11 protein-coding genes are annotated in these 13,021 nt (G+C 33.2%); 3 read left to right on the top strand and 8 right to left on the bottom strand.

The window, feature by feature from the left end:
- Nucleotides 1-78: 78 nt before the first annotated feature.
- Both ACXAG4_RS12885 and ACXAG4_RS12890 read right to left on the bottom strand, forming a co-directional pair.
- Nucleotides 79-1,146 (bottom strand): hypothetical protein, encoded by a 1,068-nt coding sequence (locus tag ACXAG4_RS12885; RefSeq protein WP_475296495.1) that lies wholly within the window; start codon nt 1,144-1,146, stop codon nt 79-81.
- A gap of 168 nt (nt 1,147-1,314) precedes the next feature.
- On the bottom strand, nt 1,315-2,655 hold the full coding sequence (locus ACXAG4_RS12890; RefSeq protein ID WP_475296496.1) for a microtubule-binding protein: 1,341 nt from the start codon (nt 2,653-2,655) through the stop codon (nt 1,315-1,317).
- A gap of 429 nt (nt 2,656-3,084) precedes the next feature.
- Between ACXAG4_RS12890 and ACXAG4_RS12895 the strand changes: the two genes are divergently transcribed.
- The gene (locus tag ACXAG4_RS12895; protein ID WP_475296497.1) at nt 3,085-3,222 is read left to right on the top strand and encodes a hypothetical protein; all 138 of its coding nucleotides are present in this window, start codon (nt 3,085-3,087) and stop codon (nt 3,220-3,222) included.
- A 92-nt stretch (nt 3,223-3,314) separates the two neighbouring features.
- Here the strand turns inward: ACXAG4_RS12895 and ettA are convergent, their stop codons facing one another.
- From ettA to ACXAG4_RS12920, 5 genes are all read right to left on the bottom strand, one after another.
- Nucleotides 3,315-5,006 carry an energy-dependent translational throttle protein EttA gene (ettA, locus tag ACXAG4_RS12900; protein ID WP_475296498.1) on the bottom strand — a complete coding sequence of 564 codons (1,692 nt, stop codon included), beginning with the start codon at nt 5,004-5,006 and terminating at the stop codon, nt 3,315-3,317.
- A 41-nt stretch (nt 5,007-5,047) separates the two neighbouring features.
- The gene (locus ACXAG4_RS12905) at nt 5,048-5,224 is read right to left on the bottom strand and encodes a CAL67264 family membrane protein (RefSeq protein ID WP_186826874.1); all 177 of its coding nucleotides are present in this window, start codon (nt 5,222-5,224) and stop codon (nt 5,048-5,050) included.
- Between the two features lie 107 nt (nt 5,225-5,331).
- The gene (locus ACXAG4_RS12910; RefSeq protein WP_475296499.1) at nt 5,332-6,057 is read right to left on the bottom strand and encodes a pirin family protein; all 726 of its coding nucleotides are present in this window, start codon (nt 6,055-6,057) and stop codon (nt 5,332-5,334) included.
- A 10-nt stretch (nt 6,058-6,067) separates the two neighbouring features.
- Nucleotides 6,068-6,505, bottom strand: coding sequence for a MarR family winged helix-turn-helix transcriptional regulator (locus ACXAG4_RS12915; RefSeq protein WP_475296500.1), 438 nt, complete (start codon nt 6,503-6,505; stop codon nt 6,068-6,070).
- A 15-nt stretch (nt 6,506-6,520) separates the two neighbouring features.
- A complete protein-coding gene (locus ACXAG4_RS12920; protein WP_475296501.1) occupies nt 6,521-7,051 on the bottom strand; it encodes an NADPH-dependent FMN reductase in 531 nt (176 codons plus the stop codon).
- 144 nt (nt 7,052-7,195) lie between these two features.
- Here ACXAG4_RS12920 and ACXAG4_RS12925 point away from each other — a divergent pair, with 144 nt between their 5' ends.
- Nucleotides 7,196-8,839 (top strand): acyl-CoA carboxylase subunit beta, encoded by a 1,644-nt coding sequence (locus ACXAG4_RS12925; RefSeq protein WP_475296859.1) that lies wholly within the window; start codon nt 7,196-7,198, stop codon nt 8,837-8,839.
- Nucleotides 8,840-8,842: 3 nt separating this feature from the next.
- Nucleotides 8,843-10,846 carry a toxin-antitoxin system YwqK family antitoxin gene (locus ACXAG4_RS12930; protein ID WP_475296502.1) on the top strand — a complete coding sequence of 668 codons (2,004 nt, stop codon included), beginning with the start codon at nt 8,843-8,845 and terminating at the stop codon, nt 10,844-10,846.
- An 84-nt stretch (nt 10,847-10,930) separates the two neighbouring features.
- Here the strand turns inward: ACXAG4_RS12930 and dnaK are convergent, their stop codons facing one another.
- Nucleotides 10,931-12,844: a molecular chaperone DnaK gene (gene dnaK / locus ACXAG4_RS12935; RefSeq protein WP_475296503.1), complete on the bottom strand. Its 1,914-nt coding sequence runs from the start codon at nt 12,842-12,844 to the stop codon at nt 10,931-10,933.
- Between the last annotated feature and the right edge of the window lie 177 nt (nt 12,845-13,021).

Consider the following 13,021-nt stretch of genomic DNA (forward strand, 5'->3'; position numbering starts at 1 on the left):
TTTTTTAGTAAAGTTATTGGTTGAAAAATTAAAAGTGTAATTACTCTATTATGAAAAAATAGTACCTAATAGCCTTAACTAACTTTTAATGGATTCAATCTTTAAATCTGCCATTTCTATGGGTGGAATAGCTAATTTGTTCATTATTTCTGGTGTTTTATTGTAAAATAGTTGAATAATTCTGTGCGGAGCAAACACATATTTTTGTTTAGAAACATCTCCCCAGCGTTGTAATGTTTGTTTATTAAAAAAGCTACCTTCTTTAAATTCACTTTTTGATGTTACTTCATCTATTTTTAATGATAAAGCATATGATTCTAAAGGAATTTCTTTTTTACTCAATCCTTCTAAAATGGTGTGTGTTAAGCTATTTTCATCTTTAGCAAACATGTTGTGCAATGGTCCTAAATCTATACGTTTTATGAGTTTTGGTGATACTTTTTCAAGTTTTCTGTCTATGCCATAAGCCATAGTATCTAGGTTCATTTTTCTATCGGCGCTGTGTTTTAGCACTTCATAAATGTTGCTTTTGTAATCGTTTATGCGGTTACCATCATAATTAAAGTACATAAAGCATACAAAAGGCCTGTTACTGGCAACATCATAAAAACTCCAACTGGTTAATAAATTGCCCGGAGCACCTTTAGGAGCGCTTACAATTTTGCCTTGTACAAACCTGTTAAATATAAATTGTTTATTAACTGAAGTGTAGTATACAATAGATGCTGCCTGAAACAGTTTACTGCGCTTTATGGGTTCTTTTTTACGCATGAGCGTATCTAAAAACTCTTCTTGTAATGTTGTTATTGGTGTTAGTTTTTGTAAATATTCATTGCGCAATTCTAAATCATTGAATAAGTACCTAAACTCTAAATAATTTGGAAAACCAGACTCGGTTAAATCTACCTTCATATTGTCTTCTTCATCATACATATATTTTACACGCATAGCTTCTACGGAATACAACAACAAATCACAGTATTGTTTAAACATGTTTATTTCCTGTGAATTGATAAGCTTATGTTGTTGTATGGCAACTATGAGTTCTTTGAATACAAAGTCTACCATTTTATGGTAAAACATATAGTGTTCTTTAGAATCTAAGGTTGCGGAATCTAAGGGTGTTGTAATGTGATTAATTGACATTTTTTATTATTGTGTAAACAATTGCAGCAAATAGAAAGTGTGTTTGTTTTTTTGCTTTTGTTAGCAAGTAAGTGCGTTAAGGATTGTAGTGGAAAGCCCACAGCGTAGCGAGGACTTGCAACGAAAAGCCCGACCCCGATTTTTCATCGGGGTAACGCCCTTTTTGTTTTAAGACAATAGATCGTCTTCTGTTGTTTCTGGTTTTGGTTTGCCTTCTGGCGCGCCATCATTGGTTGGCTTGTTGGCATCTGCTTTGTAATATTCTTCAAAAATTTCTTTCATATCAATGCCGTAGCGTTCTGCAAAATTCTTTTGAATATCAACATCTTTTTCACGTATTTCTTGTAAGGCTTCTGCATAACTGCTGTAAACGCCTTGCATTACTTTTTCGTGTACCGGAATGTTATCCATCATATCTTGACGTGCTCTGGCACTAGCGGTGTGCATTGCTGCTAGGGTTTCACCAATGTGTTCATCGGTTTTTACGCCTAAATGCTCTAATATGGCTGCAAATTCTTGGTCTGTACGTGCTTTTAATGCTACAACGTAACCATCGTAATACTTTAACCTTTCTTCTGTATCACTTTTTAATTTGGCTCGGTGGGTTTGTAAATTGCTTCGTAGAGATGTTAATACTTTAATGGTTAAATTGTGTTTGTGTACAAAGCTATCTTTACTGGCAGCTAAAGTGGTATAGGCATTTTTTAAGCCTTCAAGCTCTTCAACTTTTTGCTCTAAAGTAGTTACTTTACCAATGGCCTCGGCATACTCGGTAGATTGTTTATCGGCTATATCTTCTAGTGCTTGTCTTGCCTGTTTTAGTAATGCGTACTGCGCTTCTAATTTGGCTTCAACTTCTTTCTTTTTTTCTAGTGCTTTGGTGTGGTTTTTAGTGGCCTCAACAATGGCGTCTTGCAGTTTATCTTCTACCTCTTTTATTTCAACCTCACGGTTTTTTAGGCGTGTTACTGCTGCTTGACTTTTATATGAAAGTTCACTTAATAGTGTTTGAACATCGGCACTTTCAATACGCGCTTGAAACATGGCTTTTGCTTTATTATCGGCAGCGGCTCTTGTTTTTTCGGCAGCTTTAAGGGCTTCTTGTGCTTTTTTAATTTTGCTTTTGCGCCCCCAAAGGTTATTCCACCAAGTGTCTGGTTTATTTTCTGCATCTTCAAGTTCAACTTTAGCACGCTCTAAGGCTTTTTGAGCATCATCAATAACTTTTTGTTCTGTGGCGTTTAATGATGAGAATTTTTCAAAAAGAATACCAACCTCGTCTTGATAATCGGTTAAATCTTTAATAGCATCTAAAAGTGTGGTTCTATCTTTTTCGGCCATATTTACCACATCGTCTAAGGTGGCGTTTAGTATTTTTTGGCGTACTTCAGGATCATCTTCTTGAGCTAATTTAGATTTCATAGTGTCAATGGCTTTCCCCCAATTAACATCTACTTTTTCTGTTTTCTCATTTGAGTTGGTTTCTAATAAATCAAAATCATCAGACATGGTAAGTTTTCTGTATTAAGTTGAACAATTTTATAGTTAAGCAATTTCGTTAAAAAAGATGACTTTTAAAACAGTTTATGCGCATATAATTAGTACAAATTATTATTAAATTGTTACAAGTATATTATGTTTTCGATGAAATGCACAATAAAAGGTGTGAGATTTTTTTTGGTAAAATGTAAGCTTATACAGGTTAAATAAAGGGGTTTTATATTTATATAATAAATTATATTAACAACAAATTGTTTATATTCTTTTCATTATTAATAGGTTAGTTCTTGTTTTTATTACTATATTTGATTAGTTGAACCTATTTATACCCTAACAATGCTATTTATTAAAATCCCGTTCTATCTCTCCCTAACTAATTTATTAATTAGTCAAAGTGCTATTTTAACGGTTCTTATAATTGTTGTTGTTTTTTTTAGCGTGCTTCTTTTACTTGGTATTAGAAAATCGCATTTATTACAAAAAGAAAACGAACGCTTGGATAAGATAAGTGAAGAAATGGCCAAAAAAAGTGATAAACAGTATAATGATTTCACTGAAGGACACATGTACCAATAAGTACATAAATTAATACTTAATAGCAGTTAACCGTATAAAATAAAAAAAAGCGCACTTTTAAAGTGCGCTTTTTTATTGATAGAAACCAAAGTTTATCTAACAAGTTTTTTATACTTAATACGTTTTGGCATAATGTCTCCACCTAAACGTTTCTTTTTATTTTCTTCGTAATCTGAAAAACTACCTTCAAAGAAATACACTTGGCTATCACCTTCAAAAGCTAATATGTGTGTACAAATTCTATCTAGAAACCAGCGGTCGTGACTAATTACTACGGCACAACCTGCAAAGTTTTCTAAACCTTCTTCTAGGGCACGTAATGTATTCACATCTAAATCGTTTGTTGGCTCATCTAACAGTAATACGTTGCCTTCTTCTTTTAACGTCATAGCTAAATGCAAACGGTTACGCTCTCCACCTGAAAGCAGTTTAACCTTTTTGTTTTGCTCGCTTCCTGAGAAATTAAAACGACTTAAATAGGCTCTAGAATTAACTTGACGCCCGCCCATCATGACCAATTCTTGCTCATCACTAAAGTTTTGCCAAATGGTTTTTTCTGGGTCAATATTGGAGTGACTTTGGTCTACGTAGGCTATTTTGGCAGTTTCTCCAACTTCAAAAGCTCCTTTATCTGGTGTTTCTTCTCCCATAATCATTCTAAAAATGGTTGTTTTACCAGCACCATTGGGCCCAATAATACCAACTATTCCCGCTTGAGGTAGGTTAAAGTTTAAATCTTCGTATAACAATTTATCGCCATAGCCTTTACTTACACCTTTTGCTTCAATTACATTTGTGCCTAAACGCGGACCGTTTGGAATGTATATTTCAAGTTTTTCGTCAAGTTGTTTTTGGTCTTGACTCATTAATTTATCGTAGTTTTTTAAACGAGCCTTTTGTTTGGTTTGGCGTCCTTTTGCACCTTGCCTTACCCATTCTAGCTCACGTTCTAGTGTTTTTTGGCGTTTAGAAGCACTTTTGTTTTCTTGAGCTAATCGTTTAGATTTTTGATCTAACCACGAAGAATAATTTCCTTTCCAAGGTATACCTTCGCCTCTATCTAACTCTAAAATCCAACCTGCTATATTATCTAAAAAGTAACGGTCGTGAGTTACGGCAATAACGGTACCTTTATATTGTGCTAAATGATGCTCTAGCCAATGTACAGATTCTGCATCTAAATGGTTGGTAGGCTCATCTAAAAGTAACACATCGGGTTCTTGCAACAATAGCCTACACAAAGCAACTCTACGACGCTCACCACCAGAAAGCACACCAATTTTTTTATCGCCTTCGGGTGTTCTTAGGGCATCCATGGCTATTTCTAATTTAGTATCTAATTCCCACGCATTTGCAGCGTCAATTTGATCTTGAAGTTCTGCCTGACGGTTCATAAGCTTCTCCATTTTATCTGGGTTGCTATACACTTCTTCTAAACCAAATTGGTCGTTAATACCATTGTATTCATCAAGTATGGCTACAGTTTCTGCTGCACCTTCTTTTACAACCTCTAAAACAGTTTTACTTTCATCTAGCTGTGGTTCCTGTTCTAAATATCCAACAGAATAATCTTGAGAAAAAACCACATCACCTTGATAATTTTTATCTACACCTGCTATTATTTTTAATAAAGTAGATTTACCTGAACCATTTAAACCTAAAATACCAATTTTAGCACCGTAGAAAAAACTTAAATATATATTTTTAAGCACTGGTGTATTAGCACTTTGAAACGTTTTTGTAACACCAGACATTGAGAAGATTACTTTCTTATCGTCACTCATTTTTTTAATATTTATTAAGAAAAAATTTTAAGGTATTTGTATTATACCCTACCTTTTAATGCATTAAATACCCATGCAATTGCAAAAAAGCCAACACCAACAGCGGCAAAACCATAGCCTGCTACCTCTTGATATTTAAAAGCGCCTAATGCAATTAGTGCTAATCCTACAAAAATCATAATCCACGTTGCCCATGCTAACACGGTATTTTTATTCATTGCCATAATTTTTTAATCAAATTTAATTTAGAATAACAAATATCGGATTTTTAAACAAAAAAAGCATTCAAAATTTTGAATGCTTTATATATTAAATGGTTTTATTATTATAAAGAAATCATTGGCACTTCAATAAACAATACGTCAGATTCTTGTAATGTATTGATTGTGAATTCTTTTGTTTTTGATATACCAAACGCATCTCTACTGCTTAATGTGGTATTATTTAATACTAATTCACCCGAAATATTCATAACATAAACACCATGCGCATCACTTTTTAATTGATAAGTAAACGTAGTGTCTTTGTCTAGGTTTATACGTGACAATTTTGCATCTTGATGAATTTTTAAGCTTTCAGCATCATCATCATTAAACGATGTAACTAGTGTTTGAAGCTTGCCTTGTCTGTCTTCAGGATTAAACGTTTTTTGATTGTAACGCGGTGTAACTCCTTGCTTTTCTGGAATTATCCATATTTGGAATAAACTCAAATATTCGTTATTTGAACCATTAATTTCAGAATGTTGCACACCTGTACCGGCACTCATAACTTGCACTTCATTTGGTACAACAGGTATCCATTCATCTCCCATATTATCTCGATGTTTTAACACACCTTTTAACGGAATGGTAATAATCTCCATGTCGTTATGTGGGTGCGTACCAAAACCCATTTTTGGTGCAATAGCATCATCATTTAAAACACGTAAAGCGCCAAAATTAATACGCTCTGGGTTAAACCAACCGGCAAAACTGAATGAATGATTGGCTTGCAACCATCCATGATTTGCAAATCCTCTAGTATCTGCTTTGTGTAATATAGTTTTCATAGCTTATGTATTATCTAATTTTATCTAAAAGACTACTTAATTGGTTTGCTTCTTCTGTGGTTAAATTTTCTAATAAATCTTCTTTCAAATCTTTGTCTATAGCACTTAAAAGTTTCAAACCCTTGTTTGTAATAGTTATATGTACCACACGCCTATCATTAGGGCATGGTAACCTATCAATTAAATGTTTAGCATATAATTTATCCATTAAACGTGTAGCGTTGGGTGCACGTTCAATCATACGTTCTTTAATAGTTTGTACTTTAATAGGCTTTGCTGCGCCACGTAAAATTCTTAAAATATTAAATTGCTGTGGCGAAATACCAAAGGGTTTAAAAAACTCATTTTGTTTACTATTTATCCAATTAGCGGTATAAATAATGTTTATTAATGCCTTTACTTTGCTGCTCGTAAATTTAGAGTTGATATCTTTTGAAATATTTCCCATAATTGGCACTAATTTTTAAAGCGCGTTTTTTAAAGCAATAACTTGTGTTTTTAAATCATTATTTAAAGTTGAATTAGTTATTTGTCCGTTTGAAAAATTATCTCCAAATGAGGGTAAACTAAACTCAGCCACAATATTGCCACCCATAAACGGAAAACGCCCTTTTGCAACCTCTAAAACGGTGGCGCCACCTCTAGCTCCGGGTGATGTTGCCATTAAAAGCATGGGCTTATTGCCCCATAATTTTCCATCAATTCTAGACATCCAATCAAATAAATTTTTAAAAACCGTTGCATAGGCGCCATTGTGCTCTGCTAAAGACAACACAATGCCGTCGGCCGATTGAATTTCACCTAAAAATAGGTGTGCGTTTTTTGGTATGCCGTGTTCTAATTCAAAATCAATACCATATAACGGCAACTCATAATTGTTTAAATCTAAAACCTTTACTTCAGCATCATCAACTAAGTTTGCTGCATATTCTGCTAATTGTTTATTAATTGATGCTTTACTATTACTTCCTGCAAATGCTACTATTTTTTTCATATTGTATGCTTTTTGTTATGCAAATTTATATAATTTTAATTTATATTCCAAGGAATATATTTCCTTAGAATATATTTTGTGAATTTATTAACATTGTTTTACATAAACATCTTCTTTTGTACTTTAGCAGGAAACAAAATGACTATGGACATTAACTTCAACAAAAACGAAGATCATAATAAACTTTTAGTATCAGAATTAAGAAAAAAACTTACCAAGGTAAAACTTGGTGGTGGTAAAAACCGTATTGAGAAGCTTCACGCTAAAGGTAAAATGAGTGCTAGAGAACGTATTGAGTATTTATTAGATGACGATAGTAAAAGTATTGAAATTGCTGCTTTTGCTGGTGAAAATATGTATGCAGAACATGGTGGATGTCCGTCAGGTGGTGTAGTTGTTAAAATAGGCCACATTAAAGGTAAACAGTGTATTGTAGTAGCCAATGACGCCACGGTTAAAGCCGGTGCTTGGTTTCCTATTACAGGAAAAAAGAACTTACGCGCCCAAGAAATAGCTATTGAAAATAAATTACCTATTATTTATTTGGTAGATTCTGCCGGTGTGTATTTACCCATGCAAGACGAAATTTTTCCAGATAAAGAGCACTTTGGTCGTATTTTTAGAAACAACGCTATTATGAGTAGTATGGGCATTACACAAATTGCCGCAGTTATGGGTAGTTGTGTTGCTGGTGGTGCTTACTTACCCATTATGAGTGATGAAGCGCTAATTGTAGATAAAACAGGAAGTATTTTTTTGGCAGGAAGTTATTTGGTTAAAGCAGCTATTGGCGAAAGTATTGATAATGAAACTTTAGGCGGCGCTACAACACATTGCGAAATATCGGGTGTGACTGATTATAAAGCAAAAGATGATAAAGATGCTCTTGATAAAATTAAAAACATAGTTGATAAAATAGGTGATTTTGATAAAGCAGGTTTTAATAGAATTAAAGCTAGTAAACCCGTTGAAAAACAAGAAGATATTTATGGAATTTTACCCAAAAGTCGCGCCGATCAATATGATATGTATGAAATTATAAAACGTTTGGTTGATAATTCTGAATTTGAAGAATACAAAGCCGGTTACGGGCAAACCATAATTACTTGTTATGCACGTATTGATGGTTGGGCAGTTGGTATAATTGCAAACCAACGCCAAATAGTTAAAACCACAGGCGCTAAAACAAAACCTGCCGAAATGCAATTTGGTGGTGTAATTTATAATGATAGTGCAGATAAAGCAACCAGATTTATTGCCAATTGTAACCAAAAGAAAATTCCGTTGGTATTTTTACAAGATGTTACTGGTTTTATGGTTGGTAGTAAAAGCGAGCATAGTGGTATTATTAAAGATGGTGCTAAAATGGTAAATGCCGTTAGTAATTCGGTAGTACCAAAATTTACTGTAGTTATTGGTAATAGTTATGGCGCAGGCAATTATGCCATGTGTGGTAAAGCTTATGATCCGCGCTTAATTGTTGCATGGCCTAGTGCAGAATTAGCGGTTATGAGTGGTAATAGTGCTGCAAAAGTATTGCTTCAAATTGAAAAAGCATCTTTAGAAAAACAAGGCGAAACTTTTACCAAAGAAAAAGAAGAAACCCTATACAATAAAATAAAAGCCAGATACGATAACCAAGTATCACCATACTATGCTGCTGCTAGAATTTGGACGGACGCCATTATAGACCCCTTAGAAACTAGAAAGTGGATTAGTATGGGCATAGAAGCCGCTAACCACGCTCCTATAGAAAAACCATTTAATTTAGGCGTATTACAAGTGTAACCTATGAAAAAAAAGCCCCTACTTCTACTCTTATTAACCACCTTTTTAGGTTTTATAATTTATCAGGTTTATAATTTCTATTTGAACAATAATGATAATATTCAATCTATTTATTTAGTTCCTAAAGATGCCGTCTTTATTATAGAAACCCAAGAGCCTATTGATAATTGGGAAGCCATTACAAAAAGTGATACTTGGCAGCACCTTCAAAAAAACAATTATTTTAAAAATCTAACAGAGCACCTTAGTGCTGTTGATACTATTTTTAACAATCAGAAAGGATTGTTAGAACGCATTGGAAATAGAGAACTTCTAATTTCTGCTCATGTTTTTTCGCCTAAAAAATATGATTTCTTTTATGTGGTTGACTTGCAGAAACTTTCAAAACTTAATTTAATTAAGAATCACTTAAACACCTTTGTTAGTAGTAATTACAAAATAAACAAACGTAAATATCATAACCATGAAATAACTGAAATTTATGATATTACTGAAAGAGAAACACTATACATAAGTTTCATAAAAAACCAATTAATAGCTTCGTACACCCACATTTTAGTTGAAGCAAGTATTGACCAATACATGGAACCTGAAATTGGTAGAAATCTAGATTATATTGAAGTTAAAAAGGAAATCGGGTATAGTGATATGTTCCGTTTATATTTTCAGTATGAATATTTAGAAAACTATCTAAACGTCTTTTCTAACAAACCAAATGATATATTATCAACTCTTGGCACCAGTTTAAATTGGTCTGGTTTTCATTTTGATTTAGATGGTAATCGCATAACCGCAAACGGCGTAACTAACACCAATGAAAACGCAACTGCATATTTAAAAGCTCTACAAAACTCAGGCAAAGGCAAGCGAAGTATTCCTGAAATTGCACCCAATGAAACGGCATTTTATTTAAGTTTTTCCTTTGATAGTTTTACTAAATTTTATGAGAATTTTGAAACCATTTTAAAAGAAGATCCAGAACAATTTAAAAGTTATTTAGATGGCACCGAAAGAGTAGAAAACCTTCTAGATATAGATTTAAAAAAGGACTTTATGAGCTGGATTGATGATGAGATTGCATTGTTACAACTACCATCTTCGGTTTCCAATTCTAAAAAAAATATTGCATTAATTTTAAAAACCAATGATGTAGATGATGCCGAAGAGCGCCTAAACTTTGTTTTAAAACAAATTAAAAAGAAAAGCCCTATAAAATTTAAAGAAGTTAATTATAAAGGTTATGAAATTAACTTTATGTCCATAAAAGGGTTTTTCAAAATTTTACTAGGAAAACTGTTTAAAGATATTGAAAAGCCCTATTTCTCTATTATTGAAGATTATGTGGTATTTAGTAATGACCCCAATACCATAAAAACAATTATCGATAAATACGAAGCCGAAGAAACCTTAGAAAACTTTGAATCTTTTACTGACTTCAACTCTCAATTTGACAAAAGCTCAAGTATTTTCGCCTTTGTAAATACGCCCACACTCTATAATTCTATATACGATTTTGTAGACTATAAGAAAAAGCAAGATTTAAAAGCCAACAAAAATTATTTTATTTGTTTTCCACAGATAGGTTTTCAATTTAGTCCAGATGATGAGCTATTTGATAGTAAGCTAATCATTAATTATGAAGATCCTGAAGTGGTTAAAACTAAATACACTTTTAAAGAAGACGTTAATAAAGAAGACTCCAAACCTATAAAATCGCCAATAATTATAGATACACCAGATAAACCTACTGTAAATGAAGATACTATTTTCAATGTTCCAGAAATTTACCCAAGTGACTTAACTGCCAAGGAATATATAAAAACCTATAAAAATGGCAGCGTTAAAATAAGTGTACAACTAAAAGATGGTGTAAAGCACGGTAGGTATAAAGAATATCACGAAAACGGTGCTTTAAAGATTTCAGGTAAGTACAAAGACAATAAACAAAAAGGTACTTGGAGAGCTTATGATGAGGATGAAAACCTCATTTTTAAGAAGTCTTTTTAAACTTTTATGTTAAGCAAATAAAACAAAAAACGCAACTCATTAGAGTTGCGTTTTTTACTTATTTTATATTGAATTTTGTGAATTTTACTTCACTTCTTCAAAATCAACGTCTTCAACGTCACTTCCTTCATTAGCGTTTCCGCCTGCTGCACCAGCATCTGGTCCTGATTGAGCACCACCGGCTTGTTGTGCTTCAGCTTGTGCTTTATACATTTCTTCTGAAGCTACTTTCCATGCTTCATTCATTTTTTCTAAAGCAGGTTCAATTGTAGCAACATCTTTAGTTTCGTAAGCTTTTTTCAACTCTTCTAAAGCTGCTTGAATTGGTTGTTTTTTATCATCAGATAATTTATCACCAAATTCTTCTAATTGCTTTTCCGTTTGGAAAATCATAGAATCTGCTTCATTTAATTTTTTAGCAGATTCAGCTGCTTTTGCATCTGCTTCAGCATTTGCTTCAGCATCTGCTTTCATTTTTTGAATTTCTTCTTCAGTTAATCCAGAAGATGCTTCAATTCTAATATCCTGTTTTTTACCTGTTGCTTTATCTTCAGCAGATACTTTTATAATACCGTTGGCATCAATATCAAACGTTACTTCAATTTGAGGCGTTCCTCTTCTTGCTGGTGGAATACCATCTAAGTGAAAACGCCCAATGGTTTTGTTATCTGCGGCCATTGGTCTTTCACCTTGTAACACATGTATTTCAACAGATGGCTGATTATCAGCAGCTGTAGAGAATACTTGCGATTTTTTGGTAGGAATGGTTGTGTTTGCTTCAATTAATTTAGTAAATACGTTGCCCATAGTTTCAATACCTAAAGATAATGGTGTTACATCTAAAAGTAATACATCTTTAACATCACCTGTTAAAACACCACCTTGAATACCAGCACCTAAAGATACTACTTCATCTGGGTTTACACCTTTACTTGGCGCTTTACCAAAGAAATTTTCAACAGCTTTTTGTACTGCAGGAATACGTGTTGAACCACCTACTAAAATAATTTCATCAATATCACTTTTGCTTAAACCGGCTGCTTTTAATGCAGACTCACAAGGCTCTATTGTACGTTTTACTAAATCATCAATTAATTGCTCAAATTTGCTACGTGTTAATGTGCGTACTAAGTGTTTTGGCCCGCTTGCTGTAGCTGTAATGTATGGCAAATTAATTTCAGTTTGTTCAGAAGATGATAACTCTATCTTTGCTTTTTCAGCAGCTTCTTTTAAACGTTGAAGCGACATAGGATCTTGTCTTAAATCCATGTTTTCTTCAGCTTTAAATTCTTCAGCTAACCAGTTAATAATTTTATCATCAACATCATCACCACCTAAGTGTGTATCACCATCTGTTGATAATACTTCAAAAACGCCATCGCCTAATTCTAAGATAGATACGTCATGTGTACCACCACCAAAATCAAAAACCACTATTTTTTGGTCAGATCCTTTTTTATCTAAGCCATAAGCTAATGCTGCTGCAGTAGGCTCGTTTATAATACGTTCTACTTTTAATCCAGCAATCTCACCAGCTTCTTTAGTTGCCTGACGTTGACTGTCATTAAAATAAGCTGGCACAGTAATTACTGCTCTATTTACATCTGCACCTAAATAATCTTCGGCTGTTTTCTTCATTTTTTGAAGAATCATAGCACTTAATTCTTGTGGCGTATATAATCTGCCATCAATATCAACTCTAGGTGTGTCATTATCACCTTTTACTACTTTATAAGGTACGCGTTCTGCTTCGTTTTTAGACTCAGAATATTTATTACCCATAAAACGTTTAATAGAATAAACTGTTTTTGTAGGGTTTGTTACCGCTTGTCTTTTAGCAGGATCACCAACTTTAATCTCACCGCCTTCAACAAATGCAATTACAGATGGCGTAGTACGTTTCCCTTCTGCGTTTGGGATTACTACAGGATCATTTCCTTCCATTACTGAAACGCAAGAGTTGGTTGTTCCTAAATCTATTCCAATAATTTTACTCATAATATGTTATACTTTATTGTGTTGAATGTTCTTTTTAATGTTCGTTTTATTGTAGTCAATCTTTATGCCAACAAAAAAATACTGACACAGTGTCATAATTAACAAATTGTAAACTACACTTTAACTTAAGTTTATTGTAATGTTAATAAGCTAATTATTAATAACTTTAACTTATTA

The sequence above is a fragment of the Seonamhaeicola sp. ABD4_175 genome (assembly GCF_056160885.1).